General features: G+C 29.5%; 24 protein-coding genes and 1 other annotated feature. Of the genes, 10 read left to right on the top strand and 14 right to left on the bottom strand.

From position 1 onward, the window contains the following. Positions 1 to 89 precede the first annotated feature (89 nt). Complete coding sequence (locus C7U55_RS08435) at positions 90 to 1,010, top strand: alpha/beta fold hydrolase (RefSeq protein ID WP_106988187.1); 921 nt, start codon at positions 90 to 92, stop codon at positions 1,008 to 1,010. A 237-nt stretch (positions 1,011 to 1,247) separates the two neighbouring features. Next, the gene (locus C7U55_RS08430) at positions 1,248 to 1,766 is read left to right on the top strand and encodes a TetR/AcrR family transcriptional regulator (RefSeq protein WP_106988186.1); all 519 of its coding nucleotides are present in this window, start codon (positions 1,248 to 1,250) and stop codon (positions 1,764 to 1,766) included. A gap of 8 nt (positions 1,767 to 1,774) precedes the next feature. Here C7U55_RS08430 and C7U55_RS08425 read toward each other — a convergent pair whose 3' ends face one another. The 4 genes from C7U55_RS08425 to C7U55_RS08410 form a co-directional block, all read right to left on the bottom strand. After that, on the bottom strand, positions 1,775 to 3,718 hold the full coding sequence (locus C7U55_RS08425) for an oleate hydratase (protein ID WP_106988185.1): 1,944 nt from the start codon (positions 3,716 to 3,718) through the stop codon (positions 1,775 to 1,777). Positions 3,719 to 3,809: 91 nt separating this feature from the next. After that, positions 3,810 to 4,373 (bottom strand): TetR/AcrR family transcriptional regulator, encoded by a 564-nt coding sequence (locus C7U55_RS08420; protein ID WP_106988184.1) that lies wholly within the window; start codon positions 4,371 to 4,373, stop codon positions 3,810 to 3,812. Beyond that, on the bottom strand, positions 4,363 to 4,848 hold the full coding sequence (locus C7U55_RS13970; RefSeq protein ID WP_106988183.1) for a type 2 periplasmic-binding domain-containing protein: 486 nt from the start codon (positions 4,846 to 4,848) through the stop codon (positions 4,363 to 4,365). Before C7U55_RS13970 ends, C7U55_RS08420 begins: the two co-directional genes overlap by 11 nt. Then, positions 4,827 to 5,240, bottom strand: a complete 414-nt coding sequence (locus C7U55_RS08410) for a helix-turn-helix domain-containing protein (protein ID WP_106988182.1) — start codon at positions 5,238 to 5,240, stop codon at positions 4,827 to 4,829. The genes C7U55_RS13970 and C7U55_RS08410 overlap by 22 nt, the downstream gene beginning before the upstream one ends. 99 nt (positions 5,241 to 5,339) lie before the next feature. Between C7U55_RS08410 and C7U55_RS08405 the strand changes: the two genes are divergently transcribed. From C7U55_RS08405 to C7U55_RS13550, 3 genes are all read left to right on the top strand, one after another. Beyond that, the gene (locus C7U55_RS08405; RefSeq protein WP_106988181.1) at positions 5,340 to 5,744 is read left to right on the top strand and encodes an aldo/keto reductase; all 405 of its coding nucleotides are present in this window, start codon (positions 5,340 to 5,342) and stop codon (positions 5,742 to 5,744) included. Between the two features lie 161 nt (positions 5,745 to 5,905). After that, complete coding sequence (locus C7U55_RS13555) at positions 5,906 to 6,058, top strand: hypothetical protein (protein ID WP_155522383.1); 153 nt, start codon at positions 5,906 to 5,908, stop codon at positions 6,056 to 6,058. Next, positions 6,055 to 6,222 (top strand): hypothetical protein, encoded by a 168-nt coding sequence (locus tag C7U55_RS13550; protein ID WP_155522382.1) that lies wholly within the window; start codon positions 6,055 to 6,057, stop codon positions 6,220 to 6,222. Before C7U55_RS13555 ends, C7U55_RS13550 begins: the two co-directional genes overlap by 4 nt. 132 nt (positions 6,223 to 6,354) lie before the next feature. Here the strand turns inward: C7U55_RS13550 and C7U55_RS08400 are convergent, their stop codons facing one another. From C7U55_RS08400 to C7U55_RS08390, 3 genes are all read right to left on the bottom strand, one after another. Then, positions 6,355 to 8,088: an ABC transporter ATP-binding protein gene (locus tag C7U55_RS08400; RefSeq protein WP_106988180.1), complete on the bottom strand. Its 1,734-nt coding sequence runs from the start codon at positions 8,086 to 8,088 to the stop codon at positions 6,355 to 6,357. Continuing rightward, positions 8,088 to 9,875, bottom strand: coding sequence for an ABC transporter ATP-binding protein (locus C7U55_RS08395; protein ID WP_204638418.1), 1,788 nt, complete (start codon positions 9,873 to 9,875; stop codon positions 8,088 to 8,090). Before C7U55_RS08395 ends, C7U55_RS08400 begins: the two co-directional genes overlap by 1 nt. Before the next feature lie 68 nt (positions 9,876 to 9,943). Next, positions 9,944 to 10,549, bottom strand: a complete 606-nt coding sequence (locus C7U55_RS08390) for a TetR/AcrR family transcriptional regulator (RefSeq protein ID WP_106988179.1) — start codon at positions 10,547 to 10,549, stop codon at positions 9,944 to 9,946. A gap of 137 nt (positions 10,550 to 10,686) precedes the next feature. Here C7U55_RS08390 and C7U55_RS08385 point away from each other — a divergent pair, with 137 nt between their 5' ends. From C7U55_RS08385 to C7U55_RS08375, 3 genes are all read left to right on the top strand, one after another. Then, positions 10,687 to 11,796 (top strand): type 1 periplasmic-binding domain-containing protein, encoded by a 1,110-nt coding sequence (locus tag C7U55_RS08385; protein WP_106988178.1) that lies wholly within the window; start codon positions 10,687 to 10,689, stop codon positions 11,794 to 11,796. Beyond that, positions 11,789 to 12,142 carry a diguanylate cyclase gene (locus C7U55_RS08380; RefSeq protein ID WP_106988177.1) on the top strand — a complete coding sequence of 118 codons (354 nt, stop codon included), beginning with the start codon at positions 11,789 to 11,791 and terminating at the stop codon, positions 12,140 to 12,142. The genes C7U55_RS08385 and C7U55_RS08380 overlap by 8 nt, the downstream gene beginning before the upstream one ends. A gap of 124 nt (positions 12,143 to 12,266) precedes the next feature. Continuing rightward, positions 12,267 to 12,755 carry a hypothetical protein gene (locus tag C7U55_RS08375; protein WP_106988176.1) on the top strand — a complete coding sequence of 163 codons (489 nt, stop codon included), beginning with the start codon at positions 12,267 to 12,269 and terminating at the stop codon, positions 12,753 to 12,755. Between the two features lie 43 nt (positions 12,756 to 12,798). Here C7U55_RS08375 and C7U55_RS08370 read toward each other — a convergent pair whose 3' ends face one another. The 3 genes from C7U55_RS08370 to C7U55_RS08355 all read right to left on the bottom strand — a co-directional run bounded on the left by C7U55_RS08370 (position 12,799) and on the right by C7U55_RS08355 (position 15,262). Further along, on the bottom strand, positions 12,799 to 13,377 hold the full coding sequence (locus C7U55_RS08370; protein ID WP_106988175.1) for a transposase: 579 nt from the start codon (positions 13,375 to 13,377) through the stop codon (positions 12,799 to 12,801). Beyond that, positions 13,368 to 13,673, bottom strand: a complete 306-nt coding sequence (locus tag C7U55_RS14245; protein ID WP_370805577.1) for a hypothetical protein — start codon at positions 13,671 to 13,673, stop codon at positions 13,368 to 13,370. Before C7U55_RS14245 ends, C7U55_RS08370 begins: the two co-directional genes overlap by 10 nt. A gap of 392 nt (positions 13,674 to 14,065) precedes the next feature. Further along, on the bottom strand, positions 14,066 to 15,262 hold the full coding sequence (locus C7U55_RS08355) for a pyridoxal phosphate-dependent aminotransferase (RefSeq protein ID WP_106988172.1): 1,197 nt from the start codon (positions 15,260 to 15,262) through the stop codon (positions 14,066 to 14,068). 156 nt (positions 15,263 to 15,418) lie between these two features. Here C7U55_RS08355 and C7U55_RS08350 point away from each other — a divergent pair, with 156 nt between their 5' ends. Further along, positions 15,419 to 16,162 carry an SDR family NAD(P)-dependent oxidoreductase gene (locus tag C7U55_RS08350; RefSeq protein ID WP_106988171.1) on the top strand — a complete coding sequence of 248 codons (744 nt, stop codon included), beginning with the start codon at positions 15,419 to 15,421 and terminating at the stop codon, positions 16,160 to 16,162. 79 nt (positions 16,163 to 16,241) lie between these two features. On the opposite strand, the gene C7U55_RS08345 is transcribed toward C7U55_RS08350, so the two are convergent. Continuing rightward, positions 16,242 to 17,942 (bottom strand): carbon starvation CstA family protein, encoded by a 1,701-nt coding sequence (locus C7U55_RS08345; protein ID WP_106988170.1) that lies wholly within the window; start codon positions 17,940 to 17,942, stop codon positions 16,242 to 16,244. 60 nt (positions 17,943 to 18,002) lie between these two features. Continuing rightward, positions 18,003 to 18,235, bottom strand: a binding site (T-box leader). 137 nt (positions 18,236 to 18,372) lie between these two features. On the opposite strand from C7U55_RS08345, the gene C7U55_RS08340 reads away from it, so the two are divergent. Then, entirely contained in the window at positions 18,373 to 18,651 is a 279-nt protein-coding gene (locus C7U55_RS08340; RefSeq protein ID WP_106988169.1) for a hypothetical protein, read from the top strand. Positions 18,652 to 18,663: 12 nt separating this feature from the next. Here C7U55_RS08340 and C7U55_RS08335 read toward each other — a convergent pair whose 3' ends face one another. The 3 genes from C7U55_RS08335 to C7U55_RS08325 all read right to left on the bottom strand — a co-directional run bounded on the left by C7U55_RS08335 (position 18,664) and on the right by C7U55_RS08325 (position 21,912). Continuing rightward, a complete protein-coding gene (locus tag C7U55_RS08335; protein ID WP_106988168.1) occupies positions 18,664 to 19,839 on the bottom strand; it encodes a polysaccharide deacetylase in 1,176 nt (391 codons plus the stop codon). Then, on the bottom strand, positions 19,829 to 20,731 hold the full coding sequence (locus C7U55_RS08330) for a LysR family transcriptional regulator (protein WP_106988167.1): 903 nt from the start codon (positions 20,729 to 20,731) through the stop codon (positions 19,829 to 19,831). Before C7U55_RS08330 ends, C7U55_RS08335 begins: the two co-directional genes overlap by 11 nt. A gap of 74 nt (positions 20,732 to 20,805) precedes the next feature. After that, positions 20,806 to 21,912, bottom strand: coding sequence for a metallophosphoesterase (locus C7U55_RS08325; protein WP_106988166.1), 1,107 nt, complete (start codon positions 21,910 to 21,912; stop codon positions 20,806 to 20,808). Positions 21,913 to 21,921 lie beyond the last annotated feature (9 nt).

The following is a 21,921-nucleotide window of genomic DNA, read 5'->3' as shown; positions in this document are numbered from 1 at the left end:
CTTGATTTTATCAAGGCTTTTTTGTTATATTAATTCTTTATCATATCAAAATATTTGTTTTTTAGTTATAATGTAGTTAGGTGATAAATATGTATAAAAGTTTTCAAATAAAATCAAATTATGATCAACTCAAATTAGATGGCATTATTATTTCTTGTGAAAATCCAAAAGGAATTGTACAAATTTCTCATGGTATGTGTGAGCATAAAGAGAGATACATCGACTTTATGAATTTCTTATCAAATCAAGGATATTTATGTATTATTCATGACCATCGTGGACATGGAAAAAGTATAAAAGACAAAAATGATTTGGGGTATTTTTATGATAATGGTCATCTAGCAATTGTTGAAGATCTCCACCAAATTACTTTGATGATTAAACAACAATATCCTCATCTCCCACTCTATCTTTTAGGACATAGTATGGGATCTTTAGTCGTGCGCTGTTTTTGTCAAAAGTATGATCAAGATATTGATGGTTTAATTGTTTGTGGAAGTCCTAGTGATAATCCTCTTGCTCCTATAGGAGTAAAAATAGCTCGTATCTATTCAAAAATCAAAGATGATCATTATCGCCCTCAATTAATTCAAAATTTAAGTTTTCAAGCTTTTAATAAAAGGTTTCATACAGATATTCCTAACAGTTGGATTTGTAGTGATGAAAATATTGTAGATTCTTATAATAAAAATCCTTTATGTTATTTTACCTTTACCGCAAATGGCTTTGAATCCCTCTTTAATCTTGTAATAAATACATATCATAATGAAAACTGGACAATGTCTAATCCCTCTTTACCTATTTTATTTATTGCTGGTAAAGATGATCCTTGTATTACAAATGAAGTAAAATTCAACAAAGCTGTTTCCAACATAAAATCTAGAGGTTATATGTGTGTAGATTCCTATCTTTTTGAAAATATGCGTCATGAAATCTTAAACGAAAAACAAAATCAGCTTATATATCAATATATATTAGATAATTTAAACGCATGGCAAACAAATATATAAAATTGTAATTTGAAATACTTATTAATCATTTAGATTATTTTTCAAATCATACCGTGATATAATAAATTAAATAAAAATGACTTGAAAGTGGCGATTAAGATGAACAAAGAAATAAATAATAATCTTCCTCTTAATATAATTGATATTTTTAACGCTTTGGAAAATAACTTCAGCAAAATTTATACAGTTGATTGACAAACAAAAAGTATTACCATTTATCGTTATAAAAATTCAAACATGACCGATGAAGAATTTCCTAAAGATGTTCTTCCTTTTGAAGAAGAAATAAAAAAATATATTGATAAATATGTTTTAGAAGAAGATAAAGAAGCTCATGTTTCAACATCCTCTTTTTATCGTCACTATAAAGATAAATATGATGTGATGAATAATAATTATAAAAGGATCATAGACCAATATATGCATAGTAGTCAAAATCACAATTATGAAGATGTCTTCATTAATTTATTTAATATGAGTAAAGAGCTTCATTATTTAAAAAATGCTTTTGATTATACCGGTATTAATTCTTTAGGAGATTTTATCTACCAATATTCCTATAATACTGTTATTGAGATGTGTAAAATAAAAAACATCCAATTTGAAGATAAAGATCTTCTTTTATTAGATGTTTTTTGTGGTGGAGCTTCTATCATGTACCAACATTATATTCTTGGTAAATTTGATTTATCTCCTCAACAAGCTGGTAAAACACTTTATCAAATGTTTCCTGACGTTTTTAAAGTTTCATGGTAAAAAATCAATTACTTTTCATTTTCTTTTAAAATTTGATGCTCTTTTAATAATTTTTCAATAACCGTTCCTTTAATACTTCTTATTAAAGGCTTTTTGATTATATTTAAAGGACCTAAATTCATCTCTAAGGGTGATTTACCATCCATTAATTTTACAGAACTATCTAAAAGTTCTCGAATATCGTAAACACTGCCCCATACTTCTGGAACACCTCGATCAACACCTAATAAACCATAAACAGCTTCCATCGCTGTTCTTACCGAATATTCTGTAGTAAATACAGTATCTCTTGGTGTATGTGCAAATTGTCCTAAAAAGGCAAAATTAATTGCATCTTTAACAATAACATCCGGACGATCTTCTTTTCTTCTTGGCATAAAGAAAGCTGTAATATAAGGCATCATAGTTGGTATACAGATAGCACTATTGGTTGCATAGTCTTCTATTAATTCTTCAGGAACACCAAGGTGATACAACCATTCCATGGTAATTTCTTTTCCTGTACAATCTTTCATTGGCTTTTTAACATAATCTCCTATTGTATCAGTAAATAATCCATAAACCCACACACAGACTTTATCTTTATCTTGTTGTTTAAATTGGCCTTGACGATTAATGGTCCAACTTAAAAGCCATGATGAATCTTGACAACTGACAATACCTCCTGTAACAACATGTCCTGTTTTAGGATCTCTTTTACAAATATTCGTAATATAAGGAATGATTTTATCATCTAATGTTGTAACTGTTGCCGATTCCCAATTTGTCTTTTGAATATCACTACAGAATTTTTCAGGATGTCCAAAAGACTTATCTTGCTTAGCAATATTTTTCCATAAATTCCAGCATCCACTTGTTCGTATTTCTGCATTTCCATTAGGAGCATGATTTTGATCTCCATAAATTGTACCCTCTGTACAGCTTCCATTGGTAATAAAAACCAAATCATTTTCGCTAAGGGAAATTCTTTTTTCTTTTCCTTTTACGTTACATTCAATCGTTTTAGCAACTTTTTTATCAGGTTTAATATCAAATAAAACATTCGTTACCTCTGTGTTAAATTGAAAATCAACCCCATGTTTTTCAAGATACTTTTGTATTGGTAAAATAAGTGATTCATATTGATTATAACGCGTAAATTTTAAAGCGCTAAAATCAGGTAAGCCCGAAATATGGTGAATAAAACGTTGAAAATAAAGTTTCATTTCTAAAGCACTATGCCAATTTTCAAAGGCAAACATGGTACGCCAATACATCCAAAATGTTGAATTAAAAACTTCTTCATCAAAAACATCTTCAATCGTTTTATCATAAAGATCTTCATCTTTTGTCATAAACAGTTTCATGATTTCCATGCAACCTTTTTGACTTAAATTAAATTGTCCATTGGTTTTAGCGTCTTGTCCTCTGTTAATGGTTGCACGACATAAAGAATAATTTGGATCCTCTTTATTAAGCCAATAAAATTCATCTAATACACTGGCATCTTTGATTTCTAGTGAAGGAATACTTCTAAATAGATCCCATAAACATTCAAAATGATTTTCCATTTCACGACCACCACGCATGATATAACCTCTAGAAGGATCAAAAATACCATCACAGGCACCACCAGCAATATCCATTGCTTCTAAAATATGAATATTTTTTCCAGGCATTTGTCCATCTCTTACCAAGAAACAAGCTGCCGCTAAACTTGCTAGACCACTTCCTATTAAATATGCATTTTTATTTTCAACATTTTCTGGTTTTTTAGGTCTGGCAAAAGCTTCATAATTTCCATTTGTATAATAAATTCCTTTATCATTTTTATCATACTTTCCTAATTCTGTATTTCGATACGTATTTATCTTTTCATCCTTTTTATTATTCTTTACTTTTTTAGCAACAAGGACTGCTGATGAAACGGCCGTCACTGTTGTTGCAGCAATCGTTAAACTTTTACGATTCATAAACAACTCCACCTTTCTTTTTACACTTCAATCATAGCATTCCCTTATTTTAGATAAAATTTACAATAAAAAAGAAATGATAAATTTTTTATCATTTCTTCTTATTTGTAAAGTTTTGTATCGATAAATCGATTGTTCCTAATACCGTCATTTCTAAATCATCTAGAATCATTTGATAATCTTCATCCATTCCCGAATCAATCCAATCCAACATTACACCAACAAACCCATATTTATAAAAATGAGCAATAAAATCCTTTTGTTGATTTAAAATTAAAAAATCTTTACTTCTTTCTTCAACAACAGATTCTATCAATTCGTGAACAAGTTTGAATAATATCTTTTCAATTTTATCTCGAGAAATATCATGATAGACATTTAGAATAAATGGTTTATTAATATAAACCGCTTCAAAAATATTAGAAAGTCCTTCTTTCCAATGCGCATAATCTTTCTTTTCATTCAAAGCTTTTCGAGCATCTTCTATTAAAATCCATTCTGTTAAATCATACAAATCTTGAAAATGATAGTAAAAAGCCATGCGACTTATATGACATTTATCCGTAAGATCTTTAATCGTTATTTTATGAAATGTTTTTTCTAATAAAAGTTCTTTAAATGCATCTTCTAATTGTAATTTTGTTCTATTTGACATATTTATCAATTTCCTTTAAACAATCTTTTTGTTTTGATGGATTCTTTTTATAAAGCAAACCATAAGGCATTTTATAGGCCCAATCAACCGGTATAGTAATTAATGAAGGATGGATATTATCCCAAGCATCCAACGTTAATAAAAGACAGCCCTCTTCTTCACAACGATTAAAAGTATCTAAATCATAAAAATAACCAACATCCTCTAAAATAATGTAAGGATAGAATGTTTGCATATACTTTCTAAAATCATCAATATTCAAACAATCCCCACTACTGACACATAAAAGCTTTTCATTATATAAATCCGTAATTGAAAGTTTTTTCTTTTTTGCAAGTGGATAGCTTCTTGAAAGTGCTACACAAACATTATAAGTTCCTAATTGTTTACAAGAAGCAAAAGAAAGAATTTGATTTGAATTAAACGCACCAATTAAAAAATCAAATTGTGTCCCTAATGATTGAAATACTTCCATGATTTTATCATGATTGCCTTTATAAGGAACAACACGTAATTTATAACGTTGTGATAAGGGGGTATGCTATGCCATAAATCAATAAATTCTTTTGCTGAATTTAAAAATGAAGAACCAATATGAATCATAGAAGATGTTTTCTCTTGGATTTTATTTAAATAATTATCTGAATTTTCGATAAGTATTTTATCTTCATCATAAATTTTTTGACCTTGTTCTGTCACTTTAATGCCACGATGGGTACGATTGACTAATTTTATGTGGAGATGTTCTTCTAAAGCATTTATTTGTTTCATCACACTGGTTAGTGTAATATACATTTTTTGTGTTTCTTTAGAAAAACTTTCCATTTCTACAATATAAACAAAGGTTTTCAAAAGAGGATGATACATGATATCTCTCCTCAGTTTTTACTTTTAGTAAATAAATTGTATCTTATATGGTTATTCCAATCAATAGAGAATAATTAATTTTAAAAGTTATAGAAAACAATGAAAAAATTTAGATTTGGCTGGATGAGATTATCTCAACTTTCTGAAGATCCAACAAATATTGATTTTGATCAAGTAAAACAACTGGTTGATACTTTTTTAGATGCAGGATTCAACTATTTTGACATAAGTTTTGTTTATCATAATGAATATAGCGAAAATGCTATTAAAAAATGTTTAGTAGAACGTCGTTCTCGAGATTGTTATAGGCTTGCTTCTAAACTTACTGTTTTTTCTATTCAAAAGAAAGAAGAAGTTGTCCAAATTTTTAATCAACAATTAGAAACTGTGGTGTTGAATATTTTGATTATTTCTTATTACACAATGCGGATATTCATCATTACAATAGCGTTGTTAAAAGCTGTAAAATGTTTGAATATATGCAAGAATAAAAAAAGAAGGTAAAATTAAACATTTTCCATGACCGTGCAGATGTTCTTGATTTTATTTTAAACGAACATCTAGAAATCGAAGCTGTTCAAATTGCCTTAAATTAATGTGATTGGAATAGTACATTTATTCAAGCAAAAGCATGTTATGAAGCCATCCAAAAACAAGTGATTATTATGGGTGGTTTACTTACCAATCCACCAAAAAATAGTGATTTAACCACAGATGCTTCACTTGCATTACGTTTCTGTGGAGAATTAGATGGAATTATTGCGATTTTATCAGGAATGTCTAATTTAATACAAATTAAAAAAATATTGATTGTATGAAAGATTTTCAACCTTTATCAAATGAAAAAAACTTAACAGTTGCTTATAAACAAGGTGACTCTTTAGGTTGTATTGATTTTGATCAATATAAAGATATTAAACCTCATGGTATTTCTTTAGCTTCTCAGTTAAAAACTTATAATAGTTGTATGACTCAAGCTTAGAAGTAGCAGATAAAAAAATAAATCAACTTATAAAAGAAGCTGATGAATTTTTGGCAAATCATTCTTTTACAAATTATAATAGCAAATTAAAATAGAGTTCAAAATAAACTGAACTCTATTTTAATTTATATTTTATCGATATTTCCATGCATTTGATTGCATTTGCATATCAACCATATGTTTATAAATACCCTTTTGTTGTTTTAATTCTTGTGGCTTACCTTGTTCAGCAACAATCCCCTCTTTTAAAACAACAATTTTATCAACCCCATCTACCGTTCTCATTCGATGAGCAATAATTAAAACAGTTTTATTTTCGATTAATTTAGAAATAGATTCTTGAATCAATGATTCATTATCTACATCTAATGAAGCTGTTGCTTCATCCATTAAGATAATTGGAGCATCTTTTAAAAAGGCTCTGGCAATAGAAATTCTTTGTCTTTGTCCTCCTGATAATTCAGAACCGTTTTCACCAATCATTGTATTCCATTGATCGGGCATTTTTTCAACAAATTCATCACAATGTGCTAATTTTGCTGCAGCAATTACTTCTTCATCCGTTGCATCTTTTTTACCAATACGAATATTTTCCATAACTGTATTATTAAATAATGTTACATCTTGGAAAACAATTGAATAAAGTTCTAAAAGCTTTTCAGGTTCAACCTTTGAAATATCCATACCACCAACTGTAATCATTCCTTGATCGACATCCCAAAAACGTGCCGCAAGTCGAGAAATAGTTGTTTTACCGCCACCACTTGGTCCAATTAAAGCTGTAACTTCTCCTTGTTTTGCGACAAATGATACATCAGATAACACTTTTTCTTTTTGATTATAAGAGAAAGCGACATGATCGAATACAATATCATAACCTTCATTTGTAAGAGTGTCCACACCTGTTTGTTCATCGTGTGATAAAATTTCATCCATACGTTTACAATTTGTATCAAGACTAATCATTGCAGATAAGTTTTGTAAAGAAATTTGTAAAGGCTCATACATACGTGTTACAACAAGTAAAAACATAAAGAATGTAAGAACTGTGATTTCACCTTTGACTAATAAATAACTTCCTACGAGTGCAACTGTTCCCATACCAAGTTTTAAAATCATTTGAGCACTGCAAACAAAAGCCGCATTGGTAAATTCCGCAAAGATAGCATGATTTTCTACAGCTTTGATTTTTTTATTAAGAGATTCCATATACGTATCACACATATTATTCGATCTTAAATCTCTTAATGTTTCTAAACCTTCTTGAATACCATCTAAACAATTAATACGATATTCATTGGTTTTTTCATGTGTTTTACGTAATGCTTTTCTTGAATAAAGAACAATCGCAAAAGCAATAGGCATCACCCAAACAGCAGCAAGTGCCATACGAAAATCAAAGAAAAATAAACTCATGACAATAATTGTCGTTGAAATCATGGCTCCTATTAATTCAGGAATCCAATGAGAACTTGCTGTTTCTAAAAGAGCACAGTCAGACATAATCGTATTTGTAAGATCCGCTAAATCTTTTTTACCAAAATAAGATAAAGGAAGTTTTCTTAACTTTTCTGCAAGTGTACGACGTCTAACACCACTTTCAATATATGTTGATAAAAAAGTAGCACGATATTGAAAAATTGTAGTTAAAGCAATACAAATCAAGATCACAATAATTGCTACAATAAAGAACGTTAATTTTTCTTTAGGTAATTGTTGATTTAATAAATAAGATGATAATATATAAAGTAATCCCACAGGAAGCATTAAAACAAGGTTAGAAAGTGTCACTGCCACAAAAGCTCTTGCCATGTCATTGGCTCCTTTAGAAGATAAAGCATATTTATGTTTTAATTTTTCAATCATTATTCTTCATCCCCCTTTTGTACTTTCCATTTTACAGATTGATTATATTGATGCCACATATGTTCATAAACACCTTTTGTTTCTAATAATTCTTCATGTTTACCACTTTCAACAATATGTCCATTTTCTAATACATAAATACAATCTGCATTTGTAATCGCTGATAAACGATGAGCAATCATAACAACCGTTTTATCTTTTGCAAGTTTTTCAAAAGCTTTTTGAACAAGCACTTCATTATCAGGATCAGCAAAGGCTGTTGCTTCATCTAAAATAAGAATTGGCGCATTCTTTAAAAAGGCTCTAGCAATCGATAATCTTTGACTTTCCCCACCGGAAACATAAACTCCTTTTGAACCTATAACGGTATGAACTCCATCAGGGAATTTATCAATAATATCTTGACATTGGGCATCTTTTAAAGCTTGGATAACTTCTTCATCACTTGCCTCTGGTCTTGACATACGAATATTTTCTAAAATACTCATTTTAAGTAAACGACTATCTTGGAAAACATAAGATACTTGATTCATTAATTCTTTTTGTTCAATATCTTTAACATCAACATGTCCTATTTTAATACTTCCTTCATTTACATCCCAAAAACGAGAAATAAGAGAAGCTACAGTTGTTTTACCACCACCACTTGGTCCAACTAAAGCAATATGTTCTCCTGCTTTAATATGCATACTTAAGTTGTCAATGGCTTTAGTAGAAGCATCTTGATACGTAAAGCTGACATTTTCTAAATCAATAGAAGCATCACTTGGTACTTGTATTTGTTTACTTTCAGGTAAAGGTTGTACATTCATAATTGAATTCATACGATTTAAAGCATCTTCTACAAGCATTTGCGATTCACCGGCATAAGCTACTTTCATTAAAGTCGTTGTTAAAATAGATGTAATTAAAATATAGAAAAAGAGATTCAAAATAAATTGATCTGTAATAGTATTTCCTGCAAATAAATAAGCAGCAATAATTAACGCCGCAAAGATTCCATTAGCAAAAGTTGTAAAACATACCATTGGTTTCATCATACTCTTTGTATAATCTAACGTCCATTTTTCATATTCATCAATTGCTTCTTTAAATCTTTTAAAAGAGAAAATTGTTTGTCCAAATGTTTTAACAACAGGTACCCCTCTTACATATTCAACAGCTTCTGATGACATCGTTTCCAAAGCATTTTGATATTGTTTCATATCTTCTGCCATCTTTGGCCCCATCATCGCTGTAAACATTAAGACAAAAGCAATAATTGCTGGAATAAGACTCATTAAACCTAGTCGCCAATCAAAGATTGCCATCATAATAAGTAAACCAATTGGTGTTGCTTTAGAAACAACTTTATCTGGCACATTATGTGCTAAAAAGGTTTCTGTTGTGGCACTTGATTCCATTACGATTTTTCTAATTTTTCCACTTCCTTGACTTTCAACATAGCCAAGAGGAAGTTTCATAATGTGTTCCATCATTTTCGTTCTCATTGTCGCTTGTACTCTAAAGGCTGCTTTATGCGAACACATTAAGGCTGCGATATAAAAAACCATAGCTAATAACGCAAATAAAACTGCATGCCATCCATAACTTTTAATATGGATTGCTTCATTAAAGTTTGGTCTTACTTCTAGTACCTCTTTGATGATACGCCACATATCATAAAAAGGAACCAAAGCAATAAAGGCACTGATTGCAGCTAAAATACATGAAGCATAAACATAATACTTATGATTTCCTGCAAAGTGCATTAACTTCGATAATGTACTCTCTTTCTTTTCTTTCATAAAATTCCTCCTATTAGTTAGTTTTTGCTAACTATCGATGTTAACTTTAGACAGGTTTCCCTGTCTATTTACTCATCAATTCCCATAACTGCTTTCCAGCCAGCAATATTAAATAACTTTGTGCTATTCATCAATGATTGAGCCTCTTTATAAGAACAATCATGTGCAACGAGTTCGTATACCATCTGCCAACCTACCCGACAATAAACATGAATAAAGAACGAATCAACTATAAATCCTTCTTTGCTATATTTTTCAACAAATTCTTGATAATAAGATTCTTCAATTTTACCTAGTTCATCTAAAAAATGTTCATATTGAGAACCAGTAGAACAACAAAAAATCAATTTAAATTCTATAAAATGTTGATAAATATAATCTAAAACAAGATCCATTCCTTCTTCCCCTTCTTGATCTGCTTGACTAGGGTTAGGACTATAGGTTGCTTTTTGTGTACTATCAAGATAAATAGCCATCAACCCATCGACTGTATCTTTCACAATTGCTGAAAACAAACCTTCTTTATCTTTAAAACGAGTATAAATAGAATTTGTACTAACTCCGCTTTTGGCAGATATATTTCTTAGACTTGCTTTCATAAATCCTTTTTCTAAAAATTCTTCTGTTGCACTTTTTAATAGGTTTTCTGTAACACCTACGGTTTCTTGCCTCATAGATTGCCCCCCATCATTAAATAACATTGTTATTATAACACCGTTATTTTAAAACCGTCAATATTCTATCGCTATATTCTTTCTACCAAAAAGATGATATAATTATAGATAAGGAGGCATTTCTATGACTTATAAAATTGCTTTTTTCATCTGATTGGCTTTTTGAAATTGCCCAAAAAAAACAAAATGCGATCAATCAATTTTTAAATGATTATCAAGATATATCCATTGATATGTTTGAAATCTTTGGAAATTACGGTCTTGTTCACCCTATGGATAGCTTATTAGAACTCTATAAGCTTCCCGATATTAAAGATTATGACGTTTTGATTTTTCAAACAAACTCCAATTTTTATAAAGATTATCGCCAACAAATGATTGATGAAGCTCATAAATATCATATTCCTGTTGTTTCTATTAACGATCCTATTAAAGATTGCGTTTATGTAGGAACAGACAATCAACAAGCCATTTATAAACTTACTCAAACAATTTTAGCTGAAAAAAATTGTCAAAAAGTAGCTTATGTTTCTGGACCTATGTCTTCAAGAGAAGCACGACTTAGAAAAGCAGGCTTTTTACAAGCAACTAAAGATTTAGAAGATATTCAAATCATTGAAGGTGCGAGTTGTGGTTATCCAACAAATGAAAAAGATAATTTTGAATTAAAAAAAGAATATTTATCTTATACTTATCATAGTAATTGTTTTTTTGAATCAACAGAACGTTTAGAAACACTCTTATCTCAGACATCTCATTTTTATGATTTATTTGATATTTTTGAAAAAGAATCACAAAATTTTGGATATAAACAAATTTATCTGGTTATGAATTCAAAATATATTGATGAAATGTCTGAAAATATTATTCATTTTTCTGATAAAATGTATTTAATGGGTATGACTTATCACAAAAATTCACCTGATGAAAAACATATCTATCAAGAATTTTCTAAAAAAGAAGTTCTTCCTCAAGAATATAAATCACGTTATATGATTTATACTTATTTAAGTAATAATGGTGTCGCTATTGGTTATTTAGCTTTTGATAATTACTCAAAAAATATTTCTATTAATTATATGACAATTATCTTAAAACTATTAGGTCTTACTATTGAAAGTATGCAAAAAAAACATGTTTTAAGTTTATTAAACAAGGAATTAGAAAATCTTTATGTTAAAGATTCATTAACCCATCTGAAGGTAGTGGGTTTCCGCCTATGGCAAACGAAAGGATTTAATTTATGAATCAACTAGAAAAAAACTTTATTATCAACTCATTGAAAAAGATCAACAAGCATTGATTTATTTTATTGATATGGATTTTATGAAAAAAACAAACGATCTTTATGGACATGATATGGGTGATAGTGCTATTAAAGAAATTGCTTCTATTATTTTAAAAGTCATTTCTAAAGAAGATATTGCGATTCGTTATGGTGGTGATGAATTTATTATCATTACCAATTATTCATCGAAAGATCTTTCTACAAAAATAACTGATGAAGTGTTTTCTTTTTTGAATACCCACATTCCACAGGTGATTATCAAAATAAGAAATGATAGTTTAAATTTTCTTGGCTTTTATGTGTAAAAATGATTTCAATAATTGGATTGACCTGTTGATTATGGGTAATTTAATCAAAATTAATTATATTAATTACGTTTTTCTTAAAAAGATCTAATTTTGAATATAATATATATGGAGGAAATTTTAGATGAAAGTTTTTAAAGAAATAATTGCTTATTTTAGTCATATGAATAATAAAAGAAGAACTTTAGTGTGGTATATTATATCATTGAGTATTGTTTTGATAGAATATCTTATTAACTCTAGACTAGACAAATTGGTCTACTTTCATCCGTTCATTAGTATAGTAATAAATATAGTTCTCTTAATAGATTTATTTTTTATACCTATTACTTTTATAGCAATTGATATATTAAAAGCACAAAAAAATTCTATTATAAAATTTTTTCAAATTATTTTATCAGGAATTGGTATAGGACTGTTATCTTTTGCGGTTATTTTTGTTTACTCTTTCTTTAATAAATCATCATTTAACATTGATAGTGTAAGTATAGATTTTAGAAGTGATAAAATATATGTTGAAAATGTAGTTTGGTTAGAGGATAGTCACCATGTAGATGTGTATCAAATCGAAAACGCATTTTTTGTAAGATGGATTGACAGTTATAAATTATAAAATGATAATGTTTTTTGAATCCCCATAATCAACAGGTGACGATTTAAGAGAAATGTGGAGCAGAAATATTCAGGATATATACTATCTGTCTATGACTGATAGGAAATGATTTCTGTAGGTATTTCTTGATTTTATCCATAACAGTCTTTCGCATATTTCTGTGGTTAAATCTATACTCCTGTTCATTCAGGAATAAAGGCATCTCTCTTTTAGTTATTCCATGATATATACCAGTAATATTATTTTTAATATTACCGATTATTATATTTAACCAGAGTAGTCTATGATTCTTTTCTTCGTAGCTGATCTTCTCGTTCTTTACCTGAATCTCTTTATTTAATGTATTAAAGCCTTTCTCGCCATCTGTATTAAGCAATGCAGCATGTGTTAATATACAACATTGTTCTATATTTTTCTTAAGTGACAGACCAGTATAATCATTGATGCGTCTTAACTTAATAAATCGGGGATAGTTATTCCCTTTATCTGTAGATAGAATACCAAGAATAGGCTGTTGCTCACTTGCACGACCCGCATTATTCTTGGATTTTGCACCAATATTAAAGACATCCGCCTCATAGAAAAGGCTGTTGAGCAGCTTCTCTGAATTGCTTAGTGACATAAGATTCTACACTTGTTCTCTAGAAGAAGTGCAGTCTTGTGGTTAACATCTAGTATTGAACATAAATTTATTGCACTGATTCCTTTATTTTCATTAAGGAAAAGGAAAACACCTAACAGAAGTTTGTATAGATCAAGTTTGCAGCTCTGAAAAATAGTGCCTGAAAGCAGAGAATGTTGCTTATGGCATGAGCTACATTCAAGAACATATGAAGTCTTGGTCTTTCCTACACGCTTGACTAGGTAATACTTATGACATCCGCAACGGTCACATGAAAATTCCCCAGGCCATTTCATGGATTTGAAGAATTCAATACAGTTACCAATATTGTTTGAATAATTTTGAGTGAACTGATAAAGAGAAGCTTTCTTTGGCTTTAATACTTTATTTGACATGTGGTTATACCTCCATCTGATTTCTAATCTAATTATAGAACGGATGGAAAATCCATGCATTCGATTCAGCTTCATGAACGCCGTTCAATCGGTGCTTATAGAATTTAATTTTCACTAACCTGTAGTTTGTGGGTATTCAAATTTTCTTTTAATAAAACAAAAAAATACCCTTTTTCACTTTCAACAAGTATTGGATATTATTTAGCACATCAAAATGATGATTTTGAAACAGCTATTAATCAAGCGGATGCTTTAATGTATCAGATAAAGAAAGACAAAAAAGCTCAAAGAAATTAATCTTGAGCTTTTTTTACATCTGATAAAAGTTTTCTAATTCTAACAAATGCTTCTTCAATATTTTCTTTAGATGAAGCAAAAGAAATTCTAACAAAATCAATAAAGTCCTTACCAAAACCACTTGCTGGTACAACAGCTACGCCATAATCAAGTAACTTATCAGCAAATTCTTGTCCATTAAATCCCGTCTTAGAAACATCAACCATAATATAGAAAGCCCCATGAGGTTTAATGTATGAAAGATTTTCACATTGATCTAATTGTTCCATAATAAATGTTCTTCTTTCATGGAAAGTATCTACCATATGTTGAACTTCTTCTTTTACATCTTCTTGATCAATTGCTTTTGCCATTCCTATTTGCGCAAATGTCATTTGTGATGTTGTTGTATATTGATGTACTTTTAAAATAGGCTCTATATTTTCTTGACTAGAAGCAATATATCCCATTCGCCATCCTGTCATAGCATACGCTTTAGAAAAACCATTAACAATAATTGTATAATCTTTCATATCTTCAAATGAAGCAATAGATACATATTGATTTTCATAATCAAGTTGATTATAGATTTCATCTGCTAAAATATAGATATGATTTTCCCGTGCGATTTGACATAATTTTTCTAATGTTTCTTTTGAATAAACAGCTCCAGTTGGATTATTTGGATTATTAATAATAATCATTTTTGTTTTGTCTGTTATTTTATTTTTAACTTCATCTAGATCTATTTGAAATCCATTACTTGGCTTTAAAGGAATTTCTACAGGAATTCCTTTACATAATAAAACTGTATTTTGATAAGAAACAAAGGCTGGTGTAAAAATAATAACTTCGTCCCCTTCATCAATAAAAGCCTGACACGTATTATTGATGGCTTCACTACAACCACATGTCATAATAATTTCTTGGTCGCTATCATAATCAATAGTTGTTTGTTGTTTTAAAAGTTGTGATACTTTTTGTCTTAAACCTAAATATCCTCGATTAGAACTATAATGTGTTTGGTTATCATTTAAAGCCTCAATTGTTGCTTTTTTGATGCCTTCTGGTGTATTAAAATCAGGTTCTCCAGCACATAAAGAAACGACGCTTTTGCCTTGATTTCTAAGTTTTTCTACTTTTTCCATAACAATACGAATAGATGACATTTGAACTTTTTCTATTCTTTTTGCATATTTATTTTCTTTTTTCATTTTGACACTTCCTTTTTGGTATTTATTATATACTAATTATTTTTAAAAACACACTAAAACTTTTGTTTTATAAATGTTATCTATCAATTTTGCCTTTACTATCTATTAGATTTATAACCAATTCATTTTTATAATAGAGATAAGGAGATGATTTTTATGAATAAAGAATTTGAAGGAAAATATGCTATTGTAACAAGTGGTGCGAGAGGAATCAGCTTTGAAAGTGCCAAGATTCTTGCTCAAAAAGGTTTATCAGGAGTTGTCCTTGCTGATTTAAACATCGAACAAGCAACAGAAAGTGCTAAAAAACTAGAAGATGAAACAGGTTGTTCTTGTTATCCATGTCAAGTTGATGTTTCTAAACCTGAAGATATTGAACATCTATTTGAATTCGCCTTAGAAAAAATGCCAACATTTCATATTTTAGTTAATGGTGCTGGAGTTTGCCCAACAACTCCTATTGAAGATTTAGATGCTGATAAATGGGATTGGTGCATGAATATTAATTTAAGAGGTGCTCATTTATGCATGAGAGAAGCCATCAAAACTATGAAAAAACAAAAATATGGAAAAATCGTAAACATTTCTTCTGTGGTTGCACGAATTGGTGGTATCGCGTCTTCTGTAAGTTACGCAGTAAGTAAAGGTGGTCTTTTATCTGCCACAAAAAGTTACGCAAAAGTTTTAGGAGAATATAACATTAACGTCTATGCTGTTTGTCCAAGTGTGATTAAAACAAACATGACAGCTAATACAAATTACAGTACTGTCGGTATTCCTCTTGGTCGTTTAGGCGAAACAGAGGATGTTGCAGAAGTCATCGTATTTCTAGCAAGTGATGCCTCTAAATATATTGCTGGACAAGGTATTGATATTAATGGTGGTTCTTATATGAATTAAAGTATAATAAAAGTGAACCTCCTAAGTTGTTGGTCCAACTTATTCAGTTCACTTCATCATGAAGCTTTTTTTATTATCTTTATTTTTCTTTAACAAGTTTACTTCCTGAGTTGAAACCAACCATTAATCCTAAAGCAACAAGTAAAATTGCGACTACTAATTGTAATCCATCAACCATTAAAACAAATCCACCTGTTACAAACAATTTCATAACGATTCCATAGATAGCTTGTACTAATGCTGTCATTGTAACGATAAACATTAATACCATTGGGATATATAACATAAATCCTTTTCTTCCAGTAACTTTTAAGAAAACAGCTAATGAAATTAAAACCATTGCAGCTAATAATTGGTTAGCTGATCCGAATAATGGCCAAATATTAACATATCCACCTAAACTTAATAAATATCCACAAACTAAAGAAATAATTGTTGAAACATATTTATTAGTTAAAACTTTAACTAAACCACTTGGTTCTTGTCCTTCTTCAACTTCAAAGAATTCTTGGAAAGACATTCTTGAAATTCTTGCAACAGCATCTAATGAAGTTAAAGCAAGAGCTGAAACAAACATTGTCATAATGCATAATCCCCATGATTGAGGTAAACCAAGTTGAGCAACTAAACCAGTAACACCAGCTGAGAATTTAGTAAATGGTGTTGCTGTATCAGCTAAAGCCATATTAGCAAGTGTACTATCTAAGACACCAGATGCTTTTAAGTTTGGTAAAGCACCAACAATAACGATAACTAAGATAGCAAGTAATGATTCAAGTAACATAGAACCATAACCAACTTGTAACATATCTTTTTCGTTTTCTACTAATTTTGAACTTGTTTCAGATGAGACAAGTGAATGAAAACCAGAAACGGCACCACAAGCAATTGTAACAAATAATGTTGGGAAGATATAACTTCCTGAAGCAGATTTAAATCCTACAAAAGCAGGTGTTGTAATTGTTGGATTGCTTACAAATACACCAATTACAGCAGCTACGATCATTCCGATAAATAAGAATGTTGTTAAATAATCACGTGGTGTTTTAAGTAACCACATAGGTGTAACTGAAGCAAAGAAAATATATACAAAGACAACATAAATCCAAGTTGTTTTAGTAGCATATACCGGGAACATAATTCCTAGAGCTAACATAGCAATAATTAAAGCAATACCAAGAATCACTTTTGGTAAACCTTCTAGTTTAACTTTTTTCAAGAATAAACCAAAGGCCATTGCTACGAAAACATATAAAATTGAAATTGAAGCAGCACTCGCATTTGGTGCAAGTTTAGCTCCATCAGCACTAATTCCATTAAATGTTCCAGCAACCATATCAGCGAAAGCTGCAATAACAATTAATGTAAAAATCCAACAAAATAAGAAAAATAATTTTTTACCTTTACGTCCAATATATTTTTCAATGATTTGTCCCATTGATTTTCCTTCTGTTTTAACAGAAGCATAAAGTGCTCCAAAATCTTGTACAGCACCAAAGAATACACCACCAACGATAACCCATAAAAAAGCTGGTAGCCAACCAAACATCATTGCCATAACTGGTCCAGTTACAGGTCCAGCTCCTGCAATTGATGAAAATTGATGAGCAAAGACTGACCATTTGTTTGTAGGTACAAAGTCTGTCCCATCTTCTTTTGCAACAGCAGGTGTTGTTGCTTTTGGATCAATTCCCCATGTTTTAACTAAGTAACGACCATAGAATAAATAAGCCACTACTAAAATTAAAGCGCTTAATCCAAGTAATAGTAAACCATTCATAAATGAATCCCCCTCTTTTAATTCAATCATCACATATAAAAAGGTTTTCGCTTAACTTTACGCTAAGACGAAAACCTTGTTCCGCGGTACCACTTAGATTGCGATATTTAATCGCCCCTTCACATCTTTTTATAATGCTATTTCTTTAACGCAGAAATTACGATTTCCCTACTTTTATTTCAAGATAATAGCTCACAAGTGATGGTCTTATATCATTACCTACATTCTTTCCACCAACCGAATGCTCTCTATAGGAAGCGGATGTAAAATCGTATCTTGTTCATCGCTCATTTATATGTATGCCTATATATTATACCTCTTTTTTTGTTTGTCAACACTTTTTTATTTTAATAACTAAATTTTTCATCAATAAATATTTATTTTATTAAATCATCTTTTCTTTTAATGCATATAATATATTGGTGATTATATGTCATTACCCTGTATGCATCCCGTTTTACTTAATCAAATGATTGTCATCATTTCACAATCATTTAATGAATGCTTTTCCAGTGATGAGCAAGCTATTATTGGTTCCTTTTTAACAACACTAGGCGATATGCTTTCTTTAAATAGTGCCTATATTTCTTACATGCAAAATCAAAATTCTTTTTCTATAAATAGTCAGGATGATTATGATTTATTAGAAAAAAGTGTAGAAAAAATAAAAGAAGAGCTTCATAAAATAAAAAGTAATGTCCAAAAATGAACATTACTTTTATTAATTGTTAACACCTTGTTGTGGTGTATAAGTTGTATCATCAATACCTTTAAAAGTATAACCTAAATTTCGATAGTGTTCGATAATAGCAGGCAATGCTTGAACAGTTGTATCTTTAGCTTGTGTATCATGGCACAAAATCATTACGTTGTTATCATGGCAAAGCGTTCCATTTCTAATTAATTTATCAACCGCTACATGATTTCCTGAGGCATCAGTAGAATCTCCATTCCAATCATAATATTGATACCCTTTTTCAATCACTTCTTTTGTAAGTGTCGACATAATTCCTTGACAATATTTTCTTGAAATCGTATTTGAACTTCCTCCTGGAAAACGAATATAATGTGGAACAAACCCTATTTCATTCTTTACCATTTGACCTACTTTATTTAAATCATCAAAATATGCTTCTACTGAAGAGTATACTGTTTGGTAATCGTGACTGTAGGTATGAAGACCAATCGTATGTCCTGCATTATAGGCATCTTTAATAAGATAATTATATTTTTGATTTCTACCAGTTACAAAGAAAGTGGCTTTTGCATTATATTTAGCAAGAATATCCATAATTTTTTTGGTATTTTCTGATGGCCCATCATCAAATGTTAAATAAACCACTTTCTCATTTGATTGTTGCTCACTTCCGATTTTTTTAATAACTTCTATTTTTCTTTTAGCTATTATTTTGTTACCTGAACTATCTTTTGCACTATAAGTAACTTCATATGTCCCTTCTTTTGATGTATCTATTTTTTTATCATCTATTTTGTATTTAATTTCTTCTAAACTATTATCACTTACTTCTACACCTGCTTTTAAATCAGGTGTTGTATTTATAGAAACTGCAAGATCATTAAGTCCATTAAATACCGGTTTTGTTGTATCAACAACTTGTATCATTGCTTCATAATCACGATTTTTATATGTATAGACAATTTCATATTCACCTAATTTTTTTATATTTAAATTTTTACTTTGACAAGTTACTTCTTTGATGTTGCCATGTTCTACTTCACTAATATAAGAAAGTGGATCAAACTTTCCATTGATTTCTACTGTTAAATCATCTTTAAAATGCAATTGTTGTTTAACAAACTTTTGATAGATAAATAATCCTAAAGCAAGTAAAACAATAACAATTGTTCCTATCATTATATTTTTCTTATTTTTCATATAGACTCCTATTTTTTTCTAGATATTCTTGTGATTTCTTTATAAATTTATTAATCACTGGTGAAAGACGCGTATATTTTTTCCATACAAGAACTGTATTTGTTGAAAGTTGTGGAGAAAACGGAATAAAACATATTTGATCTTGATTTAAAACTTGATAAGCGCCTTCAATAGTAATAGCAACTCCTTTATTATCTTGAATAAACGGAAGAATTGCTGAAGCAAAATTATAAGAATAAGCGCTATTTAAAGGAATATCCCCTTTTAGCCAGTTAGAAATTTCACTTTGAATTATTTCTCGATTTGTTAGAAATAAAGGAACATCTTTTAAATCATCTTTTTCAACAACTTGCTTTTTAGCAAGCTTATTTTCTTTTGAAGCAATAACTCCCCATTTTTCTTGAAGTGGAATACGTATATGATTGTATTTTGAAATATCGACCGGTTCCAACAAAATTCCAATATCAACCAGTCCTTGATCAATTCTTTCTTTAATTAAATCCGCATTTCCTGTATAAATATCAAATTTAACAAGGGGATACTCTTCATGAAATTCTTCAATTACTTTAGAAAGAAAAGTTTGTGATGAAGAAAAAATACCGGTTCCAATCATAATTTGTCCAACCATTTCTTCTTCGCTTTGTGTGATTTCTTGTTCCGTTTTATTAACTAAAGAAAGAATTTCTTCTGCCCTTCTTCTAAGTAAGACACCTTCATCTGTTAATTCAATTTTTCTTTTACCACGAATAAATAACGGCTTGCCTAATTCATCTTCTAATTGCATTAATTGTCTTGATAAGGTAGGTTGCGTCATATTTAATTGTTTTGCTGCACGGGTAATATTTTCTTCTCTTGCAACCATTAAAAAATACTGTAAAATTCTAAGTTCCATGTCTTTCGCTTCCTTTTTATTTTATCCTTTATTTCTTAAAAAAAACATAAAATACTTCTAAAAATTCCTTAAGATTATTCATCTAATATTTTTATTGGAATCCAACCAATTTCATTTTTATATTTTATATAGGCCCAATTATGATAAATGCCTACAACTTTTATTAGCTCTCCTTTTTTTACTGATAAAAAAGCATCTATATAATCATCTAAACAATAATAGTGTTTCTTTTTTTCATAGATAAATTCATTTTTAATCCATAAAATATCATTTTTATCAAGCACTCGACATAAAGAAAATTCATCTTTTTTTTCTAATATTTCTATTTCAAAATGAGGCCATGCCACCTTATGAATTTCTTTCTTTTCAACAAAATAATCTTTCTTGATTTGATAAACAGGTAAAGGTTGAACTTCATGTTGTTTAAAATGAAGACCTTGGTCATCCTTTTCAATAATTAAAGCATTTAATTGACTAATAAATTTAACTCCTGTTCCACCATCAATACTAATGATTTTTTTATCTTCATCAAAACAAATATCGTTATTAATTTGGTTTTTATAAAAATTAGAGGTAGGTAAATGTCCTACAATCACATATTTATCTAAACAATGCCCTACTTTTTGAAAATCTCTTTTTTCTATAAAAGAAGAAAGTGGTGCATCTTGCCAATCCTTTTTCTTTTCAATTCCCGCATGAATACATAGAAAATCATTTGTTTCTAAAGAAGTGGGTAAACTTTGGAGATAAGTAAGTTCATTTTTTAAAGAATCTCTTACAATTTTTTGTAAAAGTTTTGGGTTTTCTTTCTTTAAATCCAAGTGTTTTTGAAAAACAATTTGATCAATCATACCACTTTTACCAATTTTACGTAAATAGTGAAGCATTTCTTGACATAATCTATCCTCATTGATTAAAGCATCTAAAGCATACTCACAATTACCAAGTAAAACATATACTCTTTTGCTTTGTTGTTGGAGATATTGAAGATAATGAACCGTCTCAATAGCCTGTGTCCCCTTTTCTACAAAATCTCCATTAATAATTAAATAATCATTTGTTGTATAATCTACTTCTTTTAAGATTTGCTGAAAACGTTCTAAATGGCTATGTATGTCTGAAATAACAATACATCGATATTTTCCTTTTATATTTAGTTTTTCATGTTTTATTTCAATCATAAATCACCT

It is taken from the genome of Faecalibacillus faecis (genome assembly GCF_003024675.1).
Taxonomy (GTDB): Bacteria; Bacillota_I; Bacilli_A; order Erysipelotrichales; family Coprobacillaceae; genus Faecalibacillus; species Faecalibacillus faecis.
Note: the sequence above shows the minus strand (reverse complement) of the source record. Positions and strands in the feature narration are given on the sequence as shown.

Excerpts from the sequence above, each read along its gene's own strand:
- C7U55_RS08435 (WP_106988187.1), top strand. The coding sequence starts at position 90 with ATGTATAAAAGTTTTCAAATAAAATCAAATTATGATCAACTCAAATTA.
- C7U55_RS08430 (WP_106988186.1), top strand. The coding sequence starts at position 1,248 with ATGACCGATGAAGAATTTCCTAAAGATGTTCTTCCTTTTGAAGAAGAA.
- C7U55_RS08425 (WP_106988185.1), bottom strand. The coding sequence starts at position 3,718 with ATGAATCGTAAAAGTTTAACGATTGCTGCAACAACAGTGACGGCCGTT.
- C7U55_RS08420 (WP_106988184.1), bottom strand. The coding sequence starts at position 4,373 with ATGTCAAATAGAACAAAATTACAATTAGAAGATGCATTTAAAGAACTT.
- C7U55_RS13970 (WP_106988183.1), bottom strand. The coding sequence starts at position 4,848 with ATGGAAGTATTTCAATCATTAGGGACACAATTTGATTTTTTAATTGGT.
- C7U55_RS08410 (WP_106988182.1), bottom strand. The coding sequence starts at position 5,240 with ATGTATCATCCTCTTTTGAAAACCTTTGTTTATATTGTAGAAATGGAA.
- C7U55_RS08405 (WP_106988181.1), top strand. The coding sequence starts at position 5,340 with ATGAAAAAATTTAGATTTGGCTGGATGAGATTATCTCAACTTTCTGAA.
- C7U55_RS13555 (WP_155522383.1), top strand. The coding sequence starts at position 5,906 with ATGGGTGGTTTACTTACCAATCCACCAAAAAATAGTGATTTAACCACA.
- C7U55_RS13550 (WP_155522382.1), top strand. The coding sequence starts at position 6,055 with ATGAAAGATTTTCAACCTTTATCAAATGAAAAAAACTTAACAGTTGCT.
- C7U55_RS08400 (WP_106988180.1), bottom strand. The coding sequence starts at position 8,088 with ATGATTGAAAAATTAAAACATAAATATGCTTTATCTTCTAAAGGAGCC.
- C7U55_RS08395 (WP_204638418.1), bottom strand. The coding sequence starts at position 9,875 with ATGAAAGAAAAGAAAGAGAGTACATTATCGAAGTTAATGCACTTTGCA.
- C7U55_RS08390 (WP_106988179.1), bottom strand. The coding sequence starts at position 10,549 with ATGAGGCAAGAAACCGTAGGTGTTACAGAAAACCTATTAAAAAGTGCA.
- C7U55_RS08375 (WP_106988176.1), top strand. The coding sequence starts at position 12,267 with ATGAAAGTTTTTAAAGAAATAATTGCTTATTTTAGTCATATGAATAAT.
- C7U55_RS08370 (WP_106988175.1), bottom strand. The coding sequence starts at position 13,377 with ATGTCACTAAGCAATTCAGAGAAGCTGCTCAACAGCCTTTTCTATGAG.
- C7U55_RS14245 (WP_370805577.1), bottom strand. The coding sequence starts at position 13,673 with ATGAAATGGCCTGGGGAATTTTCATGTGACCGTTGCGGATGTCATAAG.
- C7U55_RS08355 (WP_106988172.1), bottom strand. The coding sequence starts at position 15,262 with ATGAAAAAAGAAAATAAATATGCAAAAAGAATAGAAAAAGTTCAAATG.
- C7U55_RS08350 (WP_106988171.1), top strand. The coding sequence starts at position 15,419 with ATGAATAAAGAATTTGAAGGAAAATATGCTATTGTAACAAGTGGTGCG.
- C7U55_RS08345 (WP_106988170.1), bottom strand. The coding sequence starts at position 17,942 with ATGAATGGTTTACTATTACTTGGATTAAGCGCTTTAATTTTAGTAGTG.
- C7U55_RS08340 (WP_106988169.1), top strand. The coding sequence starts at position 18,373 with ATGTCATTACCCTGTATGCATCCCGTTTTACTTAATCAAATGATTGTC.
- C7U55_RS08335 (WP_106988168.1), bottom strand. The coding sequence starts at position 19,839 with ATGAAAAATAAGAAAAATATAATGATAGGAACAATTGTTATTGTTTTA.
- C7U55_RS08330 (WP_106988167.1), bottom strand. The coding sequence starts at position 20,731 with ATGGAACTTAGAATTTTACAGTATTTTTTAATGGTTGCAAGAGAAGAA.
- C7U55_RS08325 (WP_106988166.1), bottom strand. The coding sequence starts at position 21,912 with ATGATTGAAATAAAACATGAAAAACTAAATATAAAAGGAAAATATCGA.